Genomic DNA, 20,869 nt, shown 5'->3' with positions numbered 1-20,869 from the left:
CTAGCTAGCGAGGACGCCTTTGTCCTGGTCCCGTTCTGTCGGGAAGCACGGCCCTTCGTCGTTGAAGGGGCGGCTATATGTGTGTTGTTGAAGGAGCTAATGCAGTGCTTGTGCCAAGTTGGCCTGCCCCTGTTTTTATTGGGTTTGCGCCGGATCCGGCGAGCTTGTTTCGCCCTCTAGTGGTGCAACAGCCAGTACAACAGCACCAGATTGAACAGCAAAGACACGGCCGCCAGGGTTTGCCAGACCTTGAGCGGTTCACGCTCCAGCAGCGGCCTGGGGCGCACGCTTAATTCGCGGCGGTCGGCCTGCTCCAGGGCCCGCAGCCATTCCTCGGCCGTTTCGTAACGTTGTGTGGGGTGAGCGGCCACTGCCCGTTCCAGGCAGAGGGGTAGCCATTCGGGCAGGTCGGGACGGTAGCGGCTGGCGCTGACGGCCTGGGTGAAGCGCGGCCGTTGAAAGGCTTCGATCTCACCGTAGGGATAATGCCCGGTCAGCAGGTAATACAGCGTCACGCCAACGCTGTATAAATCCTGCTGGGCCGTAGGAAGTTCACCGCCGAAGGCCTCGGGGGCGATAAAGCTCGGGGTGCCGGGCAGCAAGTGGGCGCGGTCTTCCGAGAGCCCCGGACAGTAGGCCAGGCCGAAATCCAGCACACGCAGTTCGCCGTCGTCCCCCAGCAGCAGGTTCTCCGGTTTTATGTCGCGGTGCAGGATCTGTCGCCGATGCAGCAGGCCCACCGCCCGCACCAACCGCTCGGCGATGGACTGCCATTGCGCCAGGGGCAATGGGCCTTGTTGCTGGAACAACTGCGCCAGGGTTTGCCCCGAATATTCACGCATCACATAGTACAAATGCTGACGCGCGCTGGCGGCATGGACTTCAGGAAATGCCCGCCCGGCGACCCGGCGCAGAAACCATTCCTCCGACAGCAAGGCCTGGCCCGCATCGTTGTCGTCGTCACGGTTGAGCGGCAGGGTCTTCAGCAGCCAAGGTTGCTGTTGGGCATCGCGCACCCGGTACAACAGTGACTGTTGGCTCTGGGCCAGCAGGCTTTCCACTTGCCAGCCTTCGAAGTGTTGTCCGGCTTTTAATCGCGGCGGCAGCGGCCACTGCTGCAACTGCACCAGGGCATCGCCGAGGGTCGCGGCGCCGAGTGTGTCGATCCGCACCAGCAAGGCGCTGGCATTGTCCTGGCTGCCGGCCAGGTGCGCGGCGTTGACCAAGGTGTTGACCGCCAGGTCGAGGTCGCTTTGCTCCCGCAGGATCGTGCTGATGCTGTTGTCGCCCAAGGTGGCCCACACACCGTCGCTGACCAGCAGGAAGCACTCGCCCTCACGCAGTTCGCCGTCGAGAAAATCCAGCACCAGGTGTTGATCCAGGCCGAGGGCGCGCTTGAGCACATGCTGCATGCCCGGCTGTTCCCACACATGGTCTTCGCTGATGCGTTGCAGCTCGCCCTCCAGCCAGCGATACACCCGGCAATCGCCAACATGGGCCAGGGTGAAGCGCTGGCCGCGAAACACCAGGGCGCTGAGGGTGGTCAGCAGCGGCTGGCCACCGCCATTGGCTTGCAACCAGCGATTCTGCGCGAGCAGCAAGCGTTCCAGCGCCTGGGCCACGCCCCAGGTCTGCGGCGTGGCGTAGTAGTCGAGGGCCAGCGCCTGCAAGGTCGAACGGGCGGCCAGGCCGCCATCGGCGCATTGGCTCACGCCGTCGGCCAGCGCGCACAGGTAGCCTTTGCTCGCGGCCAGTTCGGCCACGGGCGTGACCACCCGCAGCGCGTCCTGGTTTTCCGGTCGTGGGCCGATGGCGCTGGCGTGGGCGATGCTCAGTCGCAGGCTCATCAGACGCGCGCGGCCGTTACGGCGGCCGAGCCCCAGGTGGTGCGCCAGCGACGTTTCACGCCGTGCAGGCCGAACCAGGCCAGCACGCCGAGGCTGGCGAACAGCCACAGGGCCAATTGATAGCTGCCGGTGCTCTGTTTGATCGCGCCCATGCCCGCCGCGAGGGCAAAGCCGCCGATACCACCGGCCATGCCGATCAAGCCGGTCATCACGCCGATTTCGCGGCGGAAACGTTGGGGTACCAATTGGAACACTGCGCCATTGCCTGCGCCGAGGCCGAGCATGGTGCAGACGAAAAGCGCCAGGGCCGCGTAGGAACTCGGCAGGTTGAAGCCCACTGCGGCAATGCAGACCGCCGCCACGCCGTACATGCCGAGCAGGGTGCGAATCCCGCCGAAACGATCGGCCAGTGCGCCGCCCAATGGGCGCATGAGGCTGCCGCCGAACACACAGGCGGCGGTGTAGTAGCCGGCCGCCACCGGGCTCAGGCCGTACTGGTCGTTGAAATAGCCGGGCAGGGCGCTGGCCAGGCCGATAAAACCGCCGAAGGTCACGCTGTAGAAAAACATGAACCACCAACTGTCGCGGTCGCCCAGGGCCTTGAAGTAGTCGGCCATGGCTTTGGCTTTTGGCCGTTCCGGGGCGTTGCGCGCGAGCCAGGCGAAGACGATCAGGGTCAGGATCAAGGGAATCAGGGCAAAACCGAACACATTGCTCCAGCCAAACGCGGCGGCCAGCACTGGCGCCAGCAACGCCGCAAACACGGTGCCGGAGTTGCCCGCACCGGCGATGCCCATGGCTTTGCCCTGGTGTTCAGCGGGGTACCACTGGGACGCCAGTGGCAAGGCGACCGCAAACGACGCGCCAGCCATGCCAAGGAACACACCCAGCAGCAAGGCTTGTTCGTAGCTGTGAATCCCGAGTTTCCAGGCGCCGAACAACGCCGCGATCACGATCACCTGGCCGATCAGGCCGGCTGTCTTGGGCGACAGCTTGTCGGCCAGCATGCCCATCAAAAAGCGCAGCACCGCGCCGGCGAGGATCGGCGTCGCAACCATCAGGCCGCGTTGTTGTGTGGTCAGGTGCAGGTCGGCGGCAATCTGGATCGCCAGCGGGCCCAACAAATACCAGACCATGAAGCTCAAATCGAAATACAGGAACGCGGCAAACAGGGTCGGGGTGTGCCCGGATTTCCAGAAGCTTGATTTCATCACGCACCTCAACGGTTGGGAGTCTTATAAGAAGGCCTGGTGATGGAGCTGCCGGCGAAGGCCGCCCCACCGGCCCCAAACGCTGGGGCCAAAACGCAAAAACGCCGCCACCGGGTTCGCGAGGGGCAAACCGGATGTGCGACGTCTTTGTCGTGGAGGGGCAACCGCCGTTGGTTACCTATAGGGATCCTTTAGCAAGAGCTGAGCCAGATCAGCCGAGCAACTCGCTCATGGCGATAATCTGCTCCGCCACCTGGATCAGTTTCTGCTGGCGGCTCATGGCCTGGCGGCGCATCAGGGTGTAGGCCTCTTCCTCGTTGCAGGCCTTCATTTTCATCAGCATGCCCTTGGCCAGTTCGATGCGCTTGCGCTCGGCCAACTGTTGGTCACGGGCCTGCAACTGGGCGCGCAGGGCCTGGTCGCTCTCGAAGCGCGCCATGGCCACGTCGAGGATCGGTTGCAGGCGCTGGGCCTGGATGCCTTCGACGATATAGGCGCTGACGCCGGACTTGATCGCCTGGCGCATCACATTCGGGTCGTGCTCGTCGGTAAACATCACGATGGGCCGGGGCTGGTCGCGGCTGACCAGCACCACTTGCTCCATCACGTCGCGCCCGGGTGACTCGGTATCGATCAGGATCACGTCCGGGCGCACCGTTTCGACGCGCCCGGGCAGGTCGATGGTCAGGCCGGACTCATCGATCACCTCGAACCCGGCCTCGATCAGCGCAGCCTTGAGCCGCCCGACTTTGCGCGGGGTGTCATTGATCAACAGGATTCGCAGCATATCGGTCTTCCTGTCAGCGCTGGGCCTGGCGGCCGGTAGGATCAGTCATGGCGTGCAGACGGAAACTGCGCGCATAGGCGGCGGGGTTGGAACCGTCCCAGAGCTTGCCGTCGATCAATTGGCTGCTGCGCATGTCCTGGGCGATGGGGGTGACGCCAACGGCGCTGGCGGCTTCGCGATACAGCGTCAATTGCTGCACCTGGCGGGCAACTCCGAGGTAGTCCGGGTCTTCGCGCAACAGGCCCCAGCGGCGGAATTGGGTCATGAACCACATGCCGTCCGAGAGATACGGCAGGTTCACCGCGCCATCGGCAAAAAAACGCAGGGCATGGGGGTCTTGCCATTGGTGGCCGAGGCCGTCGTCATAGGTGCCGAGCAGGCGGGGTTCGATGCAGTCGAGCGGCGCGTCGAGGTAGTCGCGGGCGCTGAGCAGTTGGGCGGTGGAGCGGCGGTTTTCCTGGCTCTGTTCGATGAAGCGGCTGGCTTCGAGGATGGCCATTACCAACACGCGGGCGGTGTTGGGGTATTGCTCGACAAACGCCTGGGTACAGCCGAGGACTTTCTCCGGGTGGTCTGGCCAGATCGCCTGGGTGGTTGCCAAGGTAAAGCCCTGGTTTTGTTGCACCGCGCTGGCGCTCCAGGGTTCGCCGACACAAAAACCATCGATACGCCCGGCTTGCAGGTGCGCGACCATTTGCGGCGGCGGCACCACCACGCTGTTGACGTCCTGCAGCGGGTGGATGCCTTGGCTCGCCAGCCAGTAATACAGCCACATGGCGTGGGTGCCGGTGGGAAACGTCTGGGCGAAGGTCAGTTTTGTGCGGCTTTGGTGCACATGGCGATCCAGTGCCTCAGGAGTGACCACGCCTTGCTGTTGCAGGCGGTGAGACAGGTTGATGCTCTGGCCGTTCTGGTTCAGCCCCATCAGCACCGCCATGTCGGTGGGCGCTACACCGCCGATGCCCAGGTGCACGGCATAGATCAGGCCGTACAGGCTGTGGGCGGCGTCCAGTTCGCCGCTGACCAGTTTGTCGCGCAGGGTGGCCCATGACGCCTGGCGCTTGAGGTTGAGTGTCAGGCCATAGGGTTGGGCGAAGCCCTGGGTGGCGGCAACCACCAGCGAGGCGCAATCACTCAGGGCCATGAAGCCCAGGTCGAGGCTGCTCTTCTCCGGCGCGTCACTGCCGTTGACCCAGGCCAGTGGGTCTCTTTTCAGGTGGTTATCTGCCGGTTCGTTCATCAACACCTGCCTTTTCTCTGAAAAAAAAGCGTCGTTCCCTCGGATGGCGCTAGAGGCCATTGCAGGGTAACGACGCCTTTGTCCGTAGGCCCGTGCCTTCGTTGGCACGCGCTCTGATGAGTGTATGTAGCAATGCACATGCCATGGGCAGGGGGGAGGTGTGCCGTCAGTTTTCCGTCAAGATTGAAAACTGGCTGGCTCTCAGTATGGCCGCTTTGTCACGCCAGGCTGCCGAGATAACCAAGGTGAAGAGTGCTTTCCCTGCAAGGATGACCCGCCACCGGCTGTGCAGCTGGTTGTTGTGCGCTGCGTTAGCGCTGGGCACCTGCGCAGCCAGGGGCGAGCCCTACCGGGCGCAGGAGGAGAACCTGCAGCGTTTTTTTACCGCGCTCTCGGTGCCACTGGGCTTGTCGGTTGTGCTCAGCCGCAAAGTCGCTCGCCTGCACGTCAGTGGGTTGTTTGATTTTGATGCGCCGCAACAGGTCCTGGAGCTACTGGCCATGCAGGAGGGCCTGATCTGGCATCGCGATGGGAAAGTCCTGTACCTCTACGAAGCCGATGAGGTGAGGAGCTCGGTGGTGGCGTTGCGGCACATTTCCGTCGACAGGCTGCGGGGCCTGATGCGTCGTACGGGGCTGGATGAGTCCAGCTATCCCTTGCATAAAAGCGCGGAACGCATGTTCTCCGTCACGGGGCCGCCAAGCTATGTCGATCAGGTGCTGCGCATGGCGCAATTGATGGATCGGCCACCTGCCCAGCCGCGCGTGGAGTTGCCCGCCGTTGGCGTGGTGCAGGTGTTCAATGTCAACGTCGCTGATCGTCAATTTGGAGTGGGTGCGGACACGGTCAGCGTGCCGGGGATGGCTTCGATGATCGAAGCCCGGTTGTCCAGCGAGCACAAGACGCAACTGGCTGACGGCAGCCTTACGTTCATTGCCTATCCAGACACCAACAGCCTGCTGATCCAGGGCAAGCCCGACCAGGTGAGCCTTATCAAGCAGTGGGTCGCGGAGCTGGATGTGCTCACCCGGCCGGATGAGGTCTCGTTGTGGCAGGTCGGTGCCGACCACAACGAACTCAAGACCCAGACGACCCCTCCCGGGCCATCACCCTTGACGGCGGAGCAGCATGAGCGTGTGCATCGCGCGTTCATGCAACGGGGTCGCGAAATTTCTCCATGAATAGGGCGCTTGTCCATGCACCTGGAAATACTCCTGCAAGAGCAACTGATCAGTCGCAAGCGTCTGGCGGCGTTTGCAGTGGGCAAGGTGTTGCCGCTGACACCTGAAGTCATTCGCTGTGTGGAGGTGCGGGTCAATGGTCAGTTGATGGCTTTGGGAGAGTTGGTGCAATTGGAGGATCGATTGGGTGTTGAGTTGCATGAGGTTTACCAGGATTGGGTCGCTCGGTAAGGCTGGATAAAGAATCGTCCTACTGAGCACCTGCGAAAAGCGCTGGATGAATGGGTTTTTCCCTAGGGCGAGGTGTAGGACTGCTTCTTATAGTCGTGATGTTGGCGGGTGAGCCAGTACAGGGAATAAGGATTTCAATGTCAGTAGTTGGATGCAGAGGTGCGTATGGCGGTCGTGATTGACGGGTCAGCGACGTCTCTTGTTTTTGCCCGTTGGACCTTGCATGGCGATGGTCGGTTGACGGGGGGAGGGACAGACGTTCAGTTGCCACCCAAGGAGGGTTTGGTGCTGCGGTTGCTGCTGGGGTCTGGTGGCACGTTGATGACCAAGGACCGCTTGCTGGAACTCGCATGGCCCAGAGGCGAGGTGGCCGAGGAGTCGCTGACACGATGCATTTACTCGTTACGCAAGCACTTGAAAGCCGACAAGGGCTTTATCAAGACGATCTATGGCAGAGGGTATCGGTTTACTTGTCCGGTGCAGGCGGGAAGTGCTGATGCGAAGCAGGTGGCGCATGTGTGTGCGGTGTGTGGTCAGGTCAACAATGTTTGAAACCTGGGGGAAAAGCCTGTTGTTGAGCCTGTTGATGGGCAGCAGCCCGGCGCTGGCATACTGCTGGGATGAAGTGGCCAGCCGTTATGACCTTGAGCCGGAGTTGCTGCAGGCCATCGCTGCTGTCGAGTCGGGTTACCGCGCGCAGACCATCAACAATGCCAACAGCAATGGCACGCGGGATATCGGCTTGATGCAGATCAACAGCATTCATCTGCCCCGCCTGCTGAAGCTGGGCATTACGGAAGAACGGTTGTTGAGCGAGCCGTGTCTCTCGGTGGAGGTGGCAGCGTCGATTCTTACCGAGTTCATCCAGCGCTTTGGTTACAACTGGACGGCTGTCGGCTCCTATAACGTCGGTGGCGGGGCAGGCCCCAAACGTGATGCCTTGCGCCTGCAATACGCGCAGAAGATCTGGGCACGCTACGAAGAGCTGGTTGCCAATCGCCCATGATGATTGGCGGCACGCCTCGCATGCAGCCCGCCACCCCGGCTATAATCGTCGCCACCTTTCGCCGCCATCCGAGTCTAGCCCGCCCATGTATACCCTGGCCCGCCAGCTGTTGTTCAAACTTTCCCCGGAAACCTCCCACGATCTGTCCCTGGACCTGATCGGTGCAGGTGGCCGCCTGGGGCTCAATGGCCTGGTATGCAAGGCACCGGCAAAGATGCCGGTATCGGTGATGGGGCTCGACTTCCCCAACCCGGTCGGGCTGGCGGCTGGCCTGGACAAGAACGGTGCGGCCATCGATGGCTTTGCGCAGCTGGGTTTCGGTTTTGTCGAGATCGGCACCGTGACCCCGCGTCCACAGCCGGGCAACCCCAAGCCGCGTATCTTCCGCCTGCCGGAAGCTGAAGCGATCATCAACCGCATGGGCTTCAACAACCTGGGCGTGGATCACTTGCTGTCGCGGGTTCAGGCGGCGAAGTACAAGGGTATCCTCGGCATCAACATCGGCAAGAACTTCGACACGCCGGTGGAGCGTGCGGTGGATGACTACCTGATCTGCCTGGACAAGGTCTACGCCCACGCCAGTTACGTCACCGTCAACGTCAGCTCGCCCAACACCCCGGGCCTGCGCAGCCTGCAGTTCGGTGACTCCCTCAAACAATTGCTCGAAGCCTTGCGCCAGCGCCAGGAAGACCTGGCCGTGCGCCATGGCAAGCGTGTGCCGTTGGCAATCAAGATTGCCCCGGACATGAGCGACGAAGAGACCGTGCTGGTGGCCCAGGCCCTGGTGGACTCGGGCATGGACGCAGTGATCGCGACCAATACCACCCTCAGCCGTGTTGGCGTCGAAGGCCTGGCCCATGGCGACGAAGCGGGCGGCCTGTCGGGCGCGCCGGTGCGTGAGCAGAGCACCCATATCGTCAAGGTCCTGGCAGCCGAACTGGCCGGGCGCTTGCCGATCATCGCCGCCGGTGGCATCACCGAAGGCCAGCATGCGGCCGAGAAGATCGCGGCTGGCGCCAGCCTGGTGCAGTTGTACTCCGGCTTTATCTACAAGGGCCCGGCGTTGATTCGCCAGTCGGTGGATGCGATTGCGGCACTGCGCTGATGCCTTGACTGTGGGAGCCCGCTCCCACAGTAATTTTCAGCCAATAAAAAGGGCTCCATAAAGGAGCCCCCTGGGCCGAAGCCCGCCGCCCGGATAGGACGTGCGTGGTTAAGTCGTTACATCTTCAACAGTGTATGTCGGAATTGAATGCCCTGATTAGCCGACGGCGTGAAGTTCGTTGAGTCTGTGGATTCCCGCAGTGCCAGTCATACCGTCCCAGTTGTCGCCGCGTCCTTCTCGCCAGCCGTTGATCCAGGCTTGGCGTACCGACGGTAGAGTAAATGGGCAAAGCTCACGGGATTTGCCATGAACGCCATATTGATATCCGCGTAAAAATGCTCTTTCCAACGGATCACGCTTAAGTCTTCTCATAGGGTGTTTCCCTCACTTGTTGACTGTCTTGATATCCTTCGGCCTCGTCTGGGGCCGGGCAGAGTTTTTCTGCCGTTGGTGGGCTCGCTGCCGGCGTGGCGAGCCTATGTGTCGGCGTCGTTACGGCGCCAACCTGTGTTGAGTTCTAACCAATAGGTCACATGGATTCAATGATCGTTTTGTCATAAGCACGTAACGATAACGATGCTATAGCCATAAGCTAGGGTGGCTTTTCGCCCCATTTAATGGGCAAAGCCAGCTATGATGCACCCTGCAAAGAGGATGGGTTTAATCCTTTAGTGAGAATGTCCGCCCGTTGCAGTCGGTTACTATTCGACGAAGGGTCGGAATATTTCCTTTTGTTACGCCACATTATCTATCTGCCCCGTCAACCACGGCCTAAAGGCCTGGCAGGCGGGGTGGGACGGCACATTCGTGCCACGCGAGCACTCTTCAAGAAAAGTGCTTGATTGAAAACCGAGCCGGCGATGCGTCGCCCGTTCATTTATTGCTGAAAAGCCTGGAATGCCCCATGTCGGACCGTTTTGAACTCTTCCTCACCTGCCCCAAGGGCCTCGAAGGCCTGCTGATCGAGGAAGCCGTCGGGCTTGGCCTTGAGGAAGCCCGCGAGCACACCTCGGCCGTGCGCGGCATGGCCGACATGGAAACCGCCTACCGCCTGTGCCTCTGGTCGCGTCTGGCCAACCGCGTGTTGCTGGTACTCAAGCGCTTCCCGATGAAGGACGCCGAAGACCTCTACCACGGTGTGCTGGATATCGAATGGGCCGAGCACATGGTCCCCGACGGTTCCCTCGCCGTGGAATTCAGCGGTCACGGCTCGGGCATCGACAACACCCACTTCGGCGCGCTGAAGGTCAAGGATGCGATTGTCGACAAGCTGCGCACCCCGACCGGCGAACGTCCGTCCATCGACAAGATCAACCCGGACCTGCGCATTCACCTGCGTCTGGACCGTGGCGAAGCGATCCTGTCCCTCGACCTCTCCGGCCACAGCCTGCACCAGCGCGGCTACCGCCTGCAGCAGGGCGCTGCGCCGTTGAAGGAAAACCTGGCGGCCGCGATCCTGATCCGTGCCGGCTGGCCGCGCATTGCTGCCGAAGGCGGCGCGCTGACTGACCCGATGTGTGGCGTGGGCACCTTCCTGGTGGAAGGCGCGATGATCGCTGCCGACATGGCGCCCAACCTGAACCGTGAGCTGTGGGGTTTCACCACCTGGCTCGGTCACGTCCCGGCGCTGTGGAAGAAACTGCACACCGAAGCGTCGGAGCGTGCCGCTATCGGCATGAACAAGCCGCCGTTGTGGGTGCGTGGCTATGAAGCCGACCCGCGCCTGATCCAGCCTGCGCGCAACAACATCGAGCGCGCCGGCCTGAGCCATTGGATCAAGGTCTACCAGGGTGAAGTCGGCACCTTCGAGCCGCGCCCGGACCAGAACCAGAAAGGCCTGGTCATCTGCAACCCGCCGTACGGCGAGCGTCTGGGTGACGAAGCCAGCCTGTTGTACCTCTACCAGAACCTTGGCGAACGCCTGCGCCAGGCGTGCATGGGCTGGGAAGCGGCGGTGTTCACCGGCGCGCCGGACCTGGGCAAGCGCATGGGTATCCGCAGCCACAAGCAGTACTCGTTCTGGAACGGCGCGTTGCCGTGCAAATTGCTGCTGATCAAGGTCAACCCGGACCAGTTCGTCACCGGCGAGCGCCGCACCCCGGAGCAGCGCCAGGCCGAACGTGAGCAAGCCGCTTACGATCAAGCCCCGGTGGAGCCACAAGAGCGCCAGTACAACAAGAACGGCAACCCGATCAAGCCAGCCCCGGCGCCAGTGGTTGAACAGGCGCGCCTGAGCGAAGGCGGGCAGATGTTCGCCAACCGCCTGCAAAAGAACCTCAAGTTGCTGGGCAAGTGGGCCAAGCGTGAAGGCGTTGACTGCTACCGCGTGTACGACGCCGACATGCCGGAATACTCCATGGCCATCGACCTGTACCACGATTGGGTCCATGTCCAGGAATACGCCGCGCCGAAGTCTATCGACCCGGAAAAAGCCTCCGCACGCATGTTCGATGCCCTGGCCGCGATTCCCCAGGCGCTGAACATCGACAAGAGCCGCGTGGTCGTCAAACGCCGCGAGCGTCAGAGCGGCACCAAGCAGTACGAGCGCCAGAGCGCCCAGGGCAAGTTCACCGAAGTCAGTGAAGGCGGCGTGAAGCTGCTGGTCAACCTCACCGACTACCTCGACACCGGCCTGTTCCTCGACCACCGCCCGATGCGCATGCGCATCCAGAAAGAAGCCGCCGGCAAGCGTTTCCTCAACCTGTATTGCTACACCGCCACCGCGAGCGTGCATGCAGCCAAGGGCGGCGCGCGCAGCACCACCAGCGTCGATTTGTCGAAGACTTACCTGGACTGGGCGCGTCGCAACTTCTCCCTCAACGGTTTCTCCGACAAGAACCGTCTGGAGCAGGGCGATGTGATGGCATGGCTGGAAGCGAGCCGCGATGAGTTCGACCTGATCTTCATCGACCCGCCGACCTTCTCCAACTCCAAGCGCATGGAAGGCATCTTCGACGTGCAGCGTGACCACGTGCAGTTGCTCGACCTGGCCATGGCCCGCCTGGCACCGGGCGGCGTGCTGTACTTCTCGAACAACTTCCGCAAGTTCGCGCTGGAGGACAACCTCGGCGAACGCTACGCGGTCGAGGAAATCAGCGACAAGACCATCGACCCGGATTTCGCGCGTAACGCGAAGATCCACCGGGCGTGGAAAATCACCGCGCGCTGATCGCCGTCACTAAAAGCCGCAAGCCTGGAATATTCCGGCCTTGCGGCTTTTTTACGCTGGTCAAATACAGGCCCGATGGCTATAACTTAACGCCTAGCCAAAGTGACACCCCCCGCACGCTGGCGTTGTGAGTGTTGCTTATGCCGTTGCAAGCCGTTCGCCCGAAAATCCTTGGTTTTATCAGTGAGCAGGCATCGGCTTGGCTGGTGGCATTGGTGGTGTTATTGGCGGGCGCTGCGCTGACGCTGATTGTCGCGTGGGCGGCGTCCAACCTCTATCAGCAACAGCTGCGCCAGCGCTTTCAGTTGCTGGTCAATGAACGCTACAGCCGCCTGCAAGAGCGCTTTGAGGACCAGGAGCAACGCCTGGGTAGTCTGCGGCGTTTCTTCGTCAACTCCGGCGACGTCTCCCGTGACGAGTTCGATGGTTTCGCCCAACCCCTGCTGCTGCGCGCCCGTGCCTATTCCTGGGCGCCGCGGGTGTTTCGCGACCAGCGCAGCGCGTTTGAGCAGGAGGTGTCACGCCAGCGCGGCAAGCCTTTTGTCATTCGCGAGCTGGACGCCACGGGCGAGTTGGCCCCAGCGCCCGAGCGCGATGAATACGTGCCGGTGCTCTACAGCCAGACCCAGAGCCTGCTCGGTTCGCCATTGGGCTTTGACCTGCTGGCCCAGCCACTGCGCCGTTCAGCCCTTGAGCGTGCGCTGAAGACCGGCAAGATGGCGGTGTCGCAACCCATGCAACTGGTGGGGGTGGAACCGTCCTATGCCGCTGGCGTATTGCTGGTAGCCCCCGTCAGCAAGCTGCCGGACAGCCAGCAATCCCAGCCCGAGGCCTATGGCTTCGTGATGGCGGTGATCAGCATGCGGCAGTTGGTGGCCGATGGCTTGCCCAAACCCAACCGCGACAACCTGGTGATGCAGATCATCGACACCTCCGACACCCAGAAGCGCGTGCTTTATGCATCCAGCAATGCACCAGGCAGCAGCGACCTGGCCGCCGCGCGCCGGCTGACCCTGGGCGATCACGTCTACGCCCTGAGCCTGCAAGCGAGCCAGGTGTTCGACCAGGCCAACCACTCTTCGATGAACACGATCCTGACCATGGGCGGCCTGCTCAGCCTGCTGCTCAGCGCGTTGCTGTATGTGCTGGTCAGCCAGCGTCAGCGCGCGCTGAAAATGGTCGAGCAACGCACCGAGCAATTGCGCCTGAGCGAGCTTGAGTTGCGCGGCGCCCATGGTCAGTTGCGCAGCGTGCTGAACGCGGCGACCCAGGTGGCGATCATTGCCACCGACCTGCGCGGCGTGATCAATACGTTCAATGCCGGCGCCGAGCAGATGCTGGGCTTCAAGTCCGATGAAGTGCTGGGCCGCCTGACCCTGGAAAGCCTGCACCTGGCCCCCGAGCTGGACGCGCGCGCCGCCAGCCTGAGCATGGTCATGGGCAAGCGCATCCCGCCGAGCCAGGCGATGTTGGTCGAGAGCCCTGACCACCAGCACGAGGCCCGCGAGTGGACCTTGAAACGCCAGGATGACAGCCAGTTGACGGTGAATATGCTGGCCACGGTGTTGCTGGATGACCATGGCTTGTGGGTGGGGCACTTGGCGATTTACCTGGACGTCACCGAACAAAAGCGTGCCTACGAAGCCTTGGCTGCACGGGATCGCCTGCTGAAAAAACTCAGCGCCCATGTCCCCGGCGGGATCTTCCAGTTCACCCTCGAGCCCAAGGACAACTGGCGCTTTATCTACGCCAGCGATGGCATACGCGATATCTACGAGATCGAACCGGGGGTGTTGCAACAGGACGCCAGCAAGGCGCTGGACCGCATTCATCCCCTGGACATCGAGCGGGTGCGCGCCTCGATTCGCTTGTCGGCGCTGCAATTGAGCCATTGGCGTGAAGAATACCGCGTGCAGTTGCCGCAGCGCGGCGTGCGCTGGATTCGCGGCGAGGCTACGCCGGAAGAGTTACCCGGAGGCGGTACGTTGTGGCATGGCTATGTGTCGGATATTTCCGATTTGAAACGGGTCGAGGAAGAGCTGCGCGCCCTGTCGATTACCGACTCCCTGACGGGTATTCATAACCGTCGGTATTTCCAGGATCGCCTCAAGGCCGAGATGGTGCGGCTCAACCGGGTGTCGGGGTCGCTGTCGCTGATCATGCTGGATATCGACCACTTCAAGCGGATCAACGACCAGCACGGGCATGGCGTGGGCGACGGCGTGTTGCAGGAGTTGTGCAAGCGCATCAGCGTGCGCCTGCGGCGTACCGACGTGTTCTGCCGCCTGGGTGGGGAAGAGTTCATGGTGCTGTGCCCCAACACCGATGGCGAGCAGGCCTACAGCCTGGCGATGGAGTTGTGGCAGTCGTTGCGCAGCGAGCCGATGGAGCCGGTGGGCATCGTCACCGCGAGCTTTGGCGTGGCCAGTTGGCGCGTTGATGAGGGGATTGACGGTTTGTTGCTGCGTGCTGACTCGGCGGTGTATGTCGCCAAGCAGACCGGTCGGGATCGGGTGGAGGCCCGGGATAGCGGCAGGTCAGTCAACTGATGGGTGACTGAGCGATCGCCATCGCGGGCAAGCCCGCTCCCACATTTTGATCGGGTTCACACCCATTTTGCTTTGCGAACCCAATCCACTGTGGGAGCTGGCTTGCCTGCGATAGCGGCGTGTCAGTCACAGACATGCAAATTGACACTCTGCCATCGCGGGCAAACCCGCTCCCACATTTTGATCGGGTTCACACCCATTTTGCTTTGCGAACCCAATCCACTGTGGGAGCTGGCTTGCCTGCGATAGCGGCGTGTCAGTCACAGATATGCAAATTGACACTCTGCCATCGCGGGCAAGCCCGCTCCCACATTTTGATCGGGTTCACACCCATTTTGCTTTGCGAACCCAATCCACTGTGGGAGCTGGCTTGCCTGCGATAGCGGCGTGTCAGTCACAGATATGCAAATTGACACTCTGCCATCGCGGGCAAGCCCGCTCCCACATTTTGATCGGGTTCACACCCATTTTGCTTTGCGAACCCAATCCACTGTGGGAGCTGGGCTTGCTGCGATAGCGGCGTGTCAGTCACAGATATGCAAATTGACACTCTGCCATCGCGGGCAAGCCCGCTCCCACATTTTGATCGGGTTCACACCCATTTTGCTTTGCGAACCCAATCCACTGTGGGAGCTGGCTTGCCTGCGATAGCGGCGTGTCAGTCACAGATATGCAAATTGACACTCTGCCATCGCGAGCAAGCCCGCTCCCACATTTTGATCGGGTTCACACCCATTTTGCTTTGTGAACCCAATCCACTGTGGGAGCTGGCTTGCCTGCGATGGCGGTGTATCAGTCACTCATATGCAAACTGACACTCTGCCTTCCGGGGTCAGAGAACGGGCGCAGCCGCCGCCAGTTTCGGCTGGCGATACAAGTCCAGCAGCACTTGATCCAGCACCGACGAAGCGCCCCACGGCTTCGGATCGTTGAGGATTGCCACCACTGCCCAGGTGTTGCCGTTGTTGTCGCGGCTGAACCCGGCAATGGCGCGCACGGTGTTCAAGGTGCCGGTCTTGACGTGGGCCTCGCCGCGCATGGCGGTGGTCTTCAGGCGTTTGCGCATGGTGCCGTCGGTGCCGGCAATCGGCAGCGAGCTGATGTATTCCGCCGCATACGGGCTTTTCCACGCGGCCTGCAGCATCGCCGCCATTTCCCGGGCGCTGACCCGTTCGGCACGGGACAGGCCGGACCCGTTCTCCATCACCAGGTGCGGCGCGGTAATGCCTTTTTTCGCCAGCCACTGGCGCACGACGCGCTGGCCGGCCTTGGCGTCGTCGCCGTCGGCATCGTTGCGAAACTGCGCGCCCAGGCTCAGGAACAACTGCTGGGCCATGGTGTTGTTACTGTATTTGTTGATGTCGCGGATGATTTCCGCCAGGTCCGGCGAGAACGCGCGAGCCAGGACCTTGGCGTCCTTCGGCACCGGCGCCTGGATATCGCGGCCCTGGATGCTGCCGCCCAGTTCCTGCCAGATCGCCCGCACGGCGCCGGCGGTGTAGGTGGCGTGGTCGAGCAGCGACAGATAAGTCTGCGAGCTGCAGCCATCGGCCAGTTGGCCGCTGACGGTGACCGTCACGCTGCCATCGGCGGCGGTGACCGGGTTGTAGCGCACGTCGCCGGTGCACTGCTTGGTGTTGGACACTTTGACCTGGTTGTCGATACGGATACTGGCAATCGGCGGCTCGACGGACACGATGACCCGGCCTGAGTCATTACGGGTCACGAAGCGCAGGGCCTTGAGGTTGACCAGCAAGGCGTCGGGTTTGACCAGGAAGGGTTTGTTCTCGTCGTTGCCGTCGTCATTGAACTCGGGCAACAGCGGCTGTTTGAAGAAGGCACGGTCCAGCACCAGGTCGCCGGTGACTTGCTGCACGCCGTTGGCGCGCAGGTCGCGCATCAGCAGCCAGAGCTTTTCCATGTTCAGCTTGGGGTCACCGCCGCCCTTGAGGTACAGATTGCCGTGCAACACGCCACCGCTGAGGGTGCCGTCGGTGTAGAACTCGGTTTTCCACTGGTGGTTGGGGCCGAGCATTTCCAGGGCGGCGTAGGTGGTGACCAGCTTCATGGTGGACGCCGGGTTTACCGAGACGTCGGCGTTGAAGATGGTCGGCGTGCCCGGGCCGTTCAGGGGGATCATCACCAGGGACAGTGCGTTGTTTTGCAGCTTGGCTTTGGACAGTGCCTGCTGGACGTTGGGTGGCAGGGTGTTGTTGACGGTGGCGGCGGTGGCAGAGAAGGCCAGCGGCAGAAGAAGGCCGGCAAGGAGCAATGGACGCAAAGATTTGATCATAGAGAATAAAACCCTACTGCTGAGGAGGGTGAAAAAGGTGAGGGGTAAATAAGAAAAATCCCTCATTGGTCACGAAATTGTCGGCATTATGCCCCAAGGTGGGGCCTCTTGTAGCTGAACGATAGCTGGAAATCGGCGTTTTTTTGCAGGCAATTTGCCGCCCGTCCCAGAGAGTCGGGCAATCGCCGCCTTAAACTGCTAAAGTGCCGCCCGGTATTACTTAAGAGGATTGTTCCAATGGCGACTAACCGTTCCCAGCGTCTGCGCAAAAAACTGTGCGTTGATGAATTTCAAGAGCTGGGTTTCGAACTGAACCTGGACTTCAACGAAGGCCTGAGTGAAGAAGCTATCGACGCTTTCCTCGAAGCATTCATCAACGAAGCCATGGAAGCCAACGGTCTGGGTTATGTTGGCGGCGATGACTACGGTCTGGTTTGCCTGCAGAAGCGTGGCTCGGTCTCCGAAGAGCAACGTGCTGCCGTTGAAGCCTGGCTGAAAACCCGTTCCGAGCTGACCAAGGCTGAAGTCAGCCCGCTGCTGGACGTGTGGTATCCGGAAAAGCCGATCAACGCGGCTAAGTGATACTGAAAAAAACGGCGACCTGAGGGTCGCCGTTTTTTTATGCCTTGCGCCAATTCAGAATCAGCAGCGTCAACACCCCCGCGACAATCCCCCAGAACGCCGAGCCGATGGAAAACAGCGTCAAGCCAGACGCCGTGACCATAAAGGTGATCAGCGCCGCTTCCCGTTCCTTCGGCTCATTCATGGCGATGCTCAGGCCATTGATGATCGAGCCAAACAGCGCCAATGCCGCAATCGACAGCACCAGTTCCTTGGGCAAGGCGGCGAACAGTGCCGCCAGCGTCGCGCCAAACACCCCGGCCATCCCGTAGAACACCCCGCACCAGACCGCTGCCGTGTAGCGCTTGTTGCGGTCTTCATGGGCGTGGGGCCCGGTGCAGATCGCCGCGCTGATCGCCGCCAGGTTGATGCCGTGGGAGCCGAAGGGCGCCAGCACCAGCGAGGCCAGGCCGGTGGCGGTGATCAACGGGGAGGCGGGCACGTTGTACCCGTCCGCCCGCAGCACCGCGACGCCCGGCATGTTTTGCGAGGTCATCGCCACCACGAACAGCGGGATGCCGATGCTGATGGTCGCGGCCAGGGAGAAGTGCGGGGTGGTCCACACCGGCGTCGCCACTTCCAGGTGAAAGCCGCTGAAATCCAGGAGGCCCATCAGCCCGGACAATACGGTGCCGATCACCAGTGCAGCCAGCACCGCATAACGCGGCGACAGGCGCTTGATGATCAGGTAAGTGAAAAACATCCCCAGCACCAGGCCGGTACGGTGTTGGGCGGCGACGAAGATCTCGCTGCCGATCTTGAACAGGATCCCCGCCAGCAAGGCGGCCGCCAAGGACGCCGGAATGCGTTTGACCAGCTTTTCAAAGCTGCCGGTCAACCCGCAGATTGTCACCAGCACCGCGCAAGTGATGTAGGCGCCAATCGCCTCGCCATAACTCACCCCGCCCAGGCTGGTGATCAGCAGCGCCGCGCCGGGCGTCGACCAGGCAATGGTGATAGGCGTGCGGTAGCGCAGCGACAAGCCGATGCTGCACACCGCCATGCCGATGGAAATCGCCCAGATCCAGGAAGAAATCTGTGCCGTGGTCAAGCCGGCGGCTTGTCCGGCCTGGAACATCAGCACCAGGGAGCTGGTGTAGCCGGTCATCATGGCGATAAAACCGGCGACGACGGCCGATGGAGACGTGTCGGCCAGCGGGCGCAGAGGCGCTTGGGTGGCATCGGTCATGGAGCGGTGTTCCTTCTACCTATGAAAAAGCGAATTCAAGCCTAAACTCAAACGTAACCACTCATTGCAATACAGCCGAAGCCACAAACAGCCGTACAGTGTGTTGGCGCATGCGGTTGTGTACAATGTGCGCTGTTTTTAGGTGATACTTGCCAGCAACACGTTGTTGCCGTATTACCGTTATTTCGCCGCCGTTCTCCCGACCCGAGTGCCCATGAACGAACAGTTGCAACCTCTCAAGAAACAACCGCGAGCCGGCAAGGCCGGTCGCAGCGGAACCCAGGACGATATCGTCTACGCGCATATCTTCGAGGCGATCCTCGAACAACGCCTGGCACCCGGCACCAAATTGAGCGAAGAGGCACTGGGCGAAATTTTCGGCGTCAGCCGCACCATCATTCGCCGCGCGCTGTCGCGCCTGGCCCATGAAGGCGTGGTGCTGCTGCGGCCCAATCGCGGTGCCGTGGTGGCCAGCCCGAGTGTCGAAGAGGCCCGCCAGGTCTTCATGGCGCGGCGTCTGGTGGAGCGCGCGATCACCGAACTGGCGGTGCAGCATGCCACGGCCGAGCAACTGGCCGAGTTGCGCCAGATGGTCAACGACGAGCGCGACAGCTTTTCCCGTGGCGACCGGGGTGCGGGTATCCGTCTCTCCGGCGAGTTCCACCTCAAGTTGGCCGAAGCAGCGAAGAACGCGCCGCTGATCAGCTTCCAGCGCAGCCTGGTGTCCCAGACGTCGCTGATCATCGCCCAGTACGAAAGCGGCAACCGCTCGCACTGCTCGTACGATGAGCACACCCAGTTGATCGACGCGATCGAAGCGCGGGACGCGGTGTTGGCGGTGGATCTGATGATGCATCACATGGATCACATCGACAGCAAGCTCAACCTCGATGAGGAAAGCGCGTCGGATGATTTGCATGCGGTGTTTTCGCATTTGTTGCAGACCAAGAAGCCGGGGCGCTCGTCTGTAAAGCTGTAAACCCGATCAACAATGTGGGCGCTGAGCTTGTGTGGGAGCTGGCTCTTGTGGGAGCTGGCTTGCCTGCGATGCAGGCACCTCGGTCTTTCAGTTAGACCCAGGTGATGCCATCGCAGGCAAGCCAGCTCCCACATTTGTTTTGTGGTGGTTCTGAAATCAGCGTTGGTGCACCAGAGCACCCGCCGCATACGTCTGCAACACCGTCCGATCATCCCCCAGCGTCATCAGCACAAACAACGTCTCGGCAATGTCATTCGCCTGCTTCAAGCGATAGCTCAGCAGCGGCGTAGCGTTGTAATCCAGCACCAAAAAGTCCGCATCCGTGCCCGGCTGCAAGGTACCGATCTTGTCTTCCAGGCGCAGCGCCCGCGCGCCGCCCAAGGTGGCGAGATACAGCGACTTGAACGGGCTCAACCGCGCGCCCTGCAACTGCATGACCTTGTAGGCTTCGTTCAGGGTTTGCAGCAGCGAGAAGCTGGTGCCGCCGCCCACGTCGGTGCCCAGGCCGACATTCAGTTTGTGCTTTTCCGCCATCGGCAGGTTGAACAAGCCACTGCCGAGGAACAGGTTCGAGGTCGGGCAGAACGCCACGGCCGAACCGGTCTCCGCCAGCCGCGCGCACTCGTCGTCGCACAGGTGTACGCCGTGGGCAAACACCGAGCGCTCGCCGAGCAATTTGTAGTGGTCGTACACATCCAGGTAACCGTTACGCTCAGGGAATAGTTCTTTTACCCACTCGATTTCCTGCTTGTTCTCACTGATGTGGGTCTGCATGTAGAGGTCCGGGTATTCCCCCAGCAGTTGCCCGGCCAGCGCCAGTTGTTCCGGCGTGCTGGTCGGTGCAAAGCGTGGCGTGACGGCGTAGTGCAGGCGGCCCTTGCCGTGCCAGCGCTCGATCAGCGCCTTGCTTTCCTGGTAGCCGGATTCGGCGGTGTCGGTCAGGTAGTCCGGGGCGTTGCGGTCCATCATCACTTTGCCGGCGATCATGCGCAGGTCGAGCTTTTCGGCCGCTTCAAAAAATGCGTTCACCGACTGCGGATGCACGCTGCCAAACACCAGGGCGGTGGTGGTGCCGTTGCGTAGGAGTTCCTTGATGAAGATGTCGGCAACTTCCTCGGCGTGGTCCTTGTCGGCGAATTGGCTTTCACACGGGAAGGTGTAGGTGTTGAGCCAGTCCAGCAACTGTTCGCCGTAGGCGCCGACCATGCCGGTCTGGGGCAGGTGGATATGGGTGTCGATCAGGCCGGGGGTGATCAACGCGTCCTGGTGATGGGTGATGTCGATATCGGCGGGCAGGGTCGGCAGCAAATCGCTGGCATGGCCGACGGCGCTGATCTTGCCGTTTTCGATCACCAGCAGGCCGTCTTCGAAATACTCATAAGAGGCTTCGATGCCCACTTCGGCGGGGTCGGCGATGCTGTGCAGAATGGCGGCACGGTAGGCTTTGCGAGTCAAAGGCAT

General features: G+C 61.6%; 17 protein-coding genes. 9 read left to right on the top strand and 8 right to left on the bottom strand.

The window, feature by feature from the left end:
* Positions 1–176: 176 nt before the first annotated feature.
* From PSH87_RS20705 to PSH87_RS20690, 4 genes are all read right to left on the bottom strand, one after another.
* On the bottom strand, positions 177–1,847 hold the full coding sequence (locus PSH87_RS20705) for a bifunctional protein-serine/threonine kinase/phosphatase (RefSeq protein ID WP_305430916.1): 1,671 nt from the start codon (positions 1,845–1,847) through the stop codon (positions 177–179).
* The gene (locus PSH87_RS20700) at positions 1,847–3,058 is read right to left on the bottom strand and encodes a NarK/NasA family nitrate transporter (RefSeq protein WP_017739570.1); all 1,212 of its coding nucleotides are present in this window, start codon (positions 3,056–3,058) and stop codon (positions 1,847–1,849) included. Before PSH87_RS20700 ends, PSH87_RS20705 begins: the two co-directional genes overlap by 1 nt.
* A gap of 211 nt (positions 3,059–3,269) precedes the next feature.
* Positions 3,270–3,845: an ANTAR domain-containing response regulator gene (locus tag PSH87_RS20695; RefSeq protein ID WP_305430914.1), complete on the bottom strand. Its 576-nt coding sequence runs from the start codon at positions 3,843–3,845 to the stop codon at positions 3,270–3,272.
* Positions 3,846–3,858: 13 nt separating this feature from the next.
* Positions 3,859–5,085, bottom strand: a complete 1,227-nt coding sequence (locus tag PSH87_RS20690; protein ID WP_305430913.1) for a CmpA/NrtA family ABC transporter substrate-binding protein — start codon at positions 5,083–5,085, stop codon at positions 3,859–3,861.
* A 299-nt stretch (positions 5,086–5,384) separates the two neighbouring features.
* Between PSH87_RS20690 and PSH87_RS20685 the strand changes: the two genes are divergently transcribed.
* From PSH87_RS20685 to PSH87_RS20665, 5 genes are all read left to right on the top strand, one after another.
* On the top strand, positions 5,385–6,266 hold the full coding sequence (locus tag PSH87_RS20685; protein WP_305430911.1) for a secretin N-terminal domain-containing protein: 882 nt from the start codon (positions 5,385–5,387) through the stop codon (positions 6,264–6,266).
* A 15-nt stretch (positions 6,267–6,281) separates the two neighbouring features.
* Positions 6,282–6,497 (top strand): FliM/FliN family flagellar motor switch protein, encoded by a 216-nt coding sequence (locus PSH87_RS20680; RefSeq protein WP_017739574.1) that lies wholly within the window; start codon positions 6,282–6,284, stop codon positions 6,495–6,497.
* A gap of 165 nt (positions 6,498–6,662) precedes the next feature.
* Complete coding sequence (locus PSH87_RS20675) at positions 6,663–7,049, top strand: winged helix-turn-helix domain-containing protein (RefSeq protein WP_017739575.1); 387 nt, start codon at positions 6,663–6,665, stop codon at positions 7,047–7,049.
* The gene (locus PSH87_RS20670) at positions 7,042–7,503 is read left to right on the top strand and encodes a transglycosylase SLT domain-containing protein (protein ID WP_017739576.1); all 462 of its coding nucleotides are present in this window, start codon (positions 7,042–7,044) and stop codon (positions 7,501–7,503) included. The genes PSH87_RS20675 and PSH87_RS20670 overlap by 8 nt, the downstream gene beginning before the upstream one ends.
* A gap of 85 nt (positions 7,504–7,588) precedes the next feature.
* Positions 7,589–8,608 carry a quinone-dependent dihydroorotate dehydrogenase gene (locus PSH87_RS20665; RefSeq protein ID WP_017739577.1) on the top strand — a complete coding sequence of 340 codons (1,020 nt, stop codon included), beginning with the start codon at positions 7,589–7,591 and terminating at the stop codon, positions 8,606–8,608.
* Between the two features lie 156 nt (positions 8,609–8,764).
* On the opposite strand, the gene rmf is transcribed toward PSH87_RS20665, so the two are convergent.
* The gene (rmf, locus tag PSH87_RS20660) at positions 8,765–8,980 is read right to left on the bottom strand and encodes a ribosome modulation factor (RefSeq protein ID WP_002553055.1); all 216 of its coding nucleotides are present in this window, start codon (positions 8,978–8,980) and stop codon (positions 8,765–8,767) included.
* A gap of 532 nt (positions 8,981–9,512) precedes the next feature.
* Here rmf and rlmKL point away from each other — a divergent pair.
* Both rlmKL and PSH87_RS20650 read left to right on the top strand, forming a co-directional pair.
* Positions 9,513–11,777, top strand: a complete 2,265-nt coding sequence (gene rlmKL / locus PSH87_RS20655) for a bifunctional 23S rRNA (guanine(2069)-N(7))-methyltransferase RlmK/23S rRNA (guanine(2445)-N(2))-methyltransferase RlmL (RefSeq protein ID WP_017739578.1) — start codon at positions 9,513–9,515, stop codon at positions 11,775–11,777.
* Between the two features lie 140 nt (positions 11,778–11,917).
* Positions 11,918–14,326 carry a GGDEF domain-containing protein gene (locus PSH87_RS20650; RefSeq protein ID WP_305430908.1) on the top strand — a complete coding sequence of 803 codons (2,409 nt, stop codon included), beginning with the start codon at positions 11,918–11,920 and terminating at the stop codon, positions 14,324–14,326.
* Between the two features lie 832 nt (positions 14,327–15,158).
* On the opposite strand, the gene dacB is transcribed toward PSH87_RS20650, so the two are convergent.
* The gene (gene dacB / locus PSH87_RS20645; protein WP_017739580.1) at positions 15,159–16,619 is read right to left on the bottom strand and encodes a D-alanyl-D-alanine carboxypeptidase/D-alanyl-D-alanine-endopeptidase; all 1,461 of its coding nucleotides are present in this window, start codon (positions 16,617–16,619) and stop codon (positions 15,159–15,161) included.
* Between the two features lie 237 nt (positions 16,620–16,856).
* Here dacB and PSH87_RS20640 point away from each other — a divergent pair, with 237 nt between their 5' ends.
* Positions 16,857–17,201 (top strand): YggL family protein, encoded by a 345-nt coding sequence (locus PSH87_RS20640; RefSeq protein ID WP_017739581.1) that lies wholly within the window; start codon positions 16,857–16,859, stop codon positions 17,199–17,201.
* A 37-nt stretch (positions 17,202–17,238) separates the two neighbouring features.
* Here the strand turns inward: PSH87_RS20640 and PSH87_RS20635 are convergent, their stop codons facing one another.
* Positions 17,239–18,429: a benzoate/H(+) symporter BenE family transporter gene (locus PSH87_RS20635; RefSeq protein WP_017739582.1), complete on the bottom strand. Its 1,191-nt coding sequence runs from the start codon at positions 18,427–18,429 to the stop codon at positions 17,239–17,241.
* 214 nt (positions 18,430–18,643) lie between these two features.
* Here PSH87_RS20635 and PSH87_RS20630 point away from each other — a divergent pair, with 214 nt between their 5' ends.
* Entirely contained in the window at positions 18,644–19,408 is a 765-nt protein-coding gene (locus PSH87_RS20630) for a GntR family transcriptional regulator (protein ID WP_017739583.1), read from the top strand.
* Positions 19,409–19,564: 156 nt separating this feature from the next.
* Here the strand turns inward: PSH87_RS20630 and guaD are convergent, their stop codons facing one another.
* Entirely contained in the window at positions 19,565–20,869 is a 1,305-nt protein-coding gene (gene guaD / locus PSH87_RS20625; RefSeq protein ID WP_305430903.1) for a guanine deaminase, read from the bottom strand.

The organism is Pseudomonas sp. FP453, assembly GCF_030687495.1.
Classification (GTDB): Bacteria; Pseudomonadota; Gammaproteobacteria; order Pseudomonadales; family Pseudomonadaceae; genus Aquipseudomonas.
The sequence above is the reverse complement of the archived record's forward strand: the minus strand, read 5'-3'. Positions and strand labels throughout refer to the sequence as shown.

Coding starts and splice junctions, on each gene's coding strand:
- PSH87_RS20665 (WP_017739577.1), top strand. CDS start 7,589: ATGTATACCCTGGCCCGCCAGCTGTTGTTCAAACTTTCCCCGGAAACC.
- PSH87_RS20680 (WP_017739574.1), top strand. CDS start 6,282: ATGCACCTGGAAATACTCCTGCAAGAGCAACTGATCAGTCGCAAGCGT.
- PSH87_RS20650 (WP_305430908.1), top strand. CDS start 11,918: ATGCCGTTGCAAGCCGTTCGCCCGAAAATCCTTGGTTTTATCAGTGAG.
- rlmKL (WP_017739578.1), top strand. CDS start 9,513: ATGTCGGACCGTTTTGAACTCTTCCTCACCTGCCCCAAGGGCCTCGAA.
- PSH87_RS20630 (WP_017739583.1), top strand. CDS start 18,644: ATGAACGAACAGTTGCAACCTCTCAAGAAACAACCGCGAGCCGGCAAG.
- PSH87_RS20635 (WP_017739582.1), bottom strand. CDS start 18,429: ATGACCGATGCCACCCAAGCGCCTCTGCGCCCGCTGGCCGACACGTCT.
- dacB (WP_017739580.1), bottom strand. CDS start 16,619: ATGATCAAATCTTTGCGTCCATTGCTCCTTGCCGGCCTTCTTCTGCCG.
- PSH87_RS20675 (WP_017739575.1), top strand. CDS start 6,663: ATGGCGGTCGTGATTGACGGGTCAGCGACGTCTCTTGTTTTTGCCCGT.
- PSH87_RS20640 (WP_017739581.1), top strand. CDS start 16,857: ATGGCGACTAACCGTTCCCAGCGTCTGCGCAAAAAACTGTGCGTTGAT.
- PSH87_RS20690 (WP_305430913.1), bottom strand. CDS start 5,085: ATGAACGAACCGGCAGATAACCACCTGAAAAGAGACCCACTGGCCTGG.
- PSH87_RS20700 (WP_017739570.1), bottom strand. CDS start 3,058: ATGAAATCAAGCTTCTGGAAATCCGGGCACACCCCGACCCTGTTTGCC.
- PSH87_RS20670 (WP_017739576.1), top strand. CDS start 7,042: ATGTTTGAAACCTGGGGGAAAAGCCTGTTGTTGAGCCTGTTGATGGGC.
- PSH87_RS20705 (WP_305430916.1), bottom strand. CDS start 1,847: ATGAGCCTGCGACTGAGCATCGCCCACGCCAGCGCCATCGGCCCACGA.
- PSH87_RS20695 (WP_305430914.1), bottom strand. CDS start 3,845: ATGCTGCGAATCCTGTTGATCAATGACACCCCGCGCAAAGTCGGGCGG.
- rmf (WP_002553055.1), bottom strand. CDS start 8,980: ATGAGAAGACTTAAGCGTGATCCGTTGGAAAGAGCATTTTTACGCGGA.
- guaD (WP_305430903.1), bottom strand. CDS start 20,869: ATGCCTTTGACTCGCAAAGCCTACCGTGCCGCCATTCTGCACAGCATC.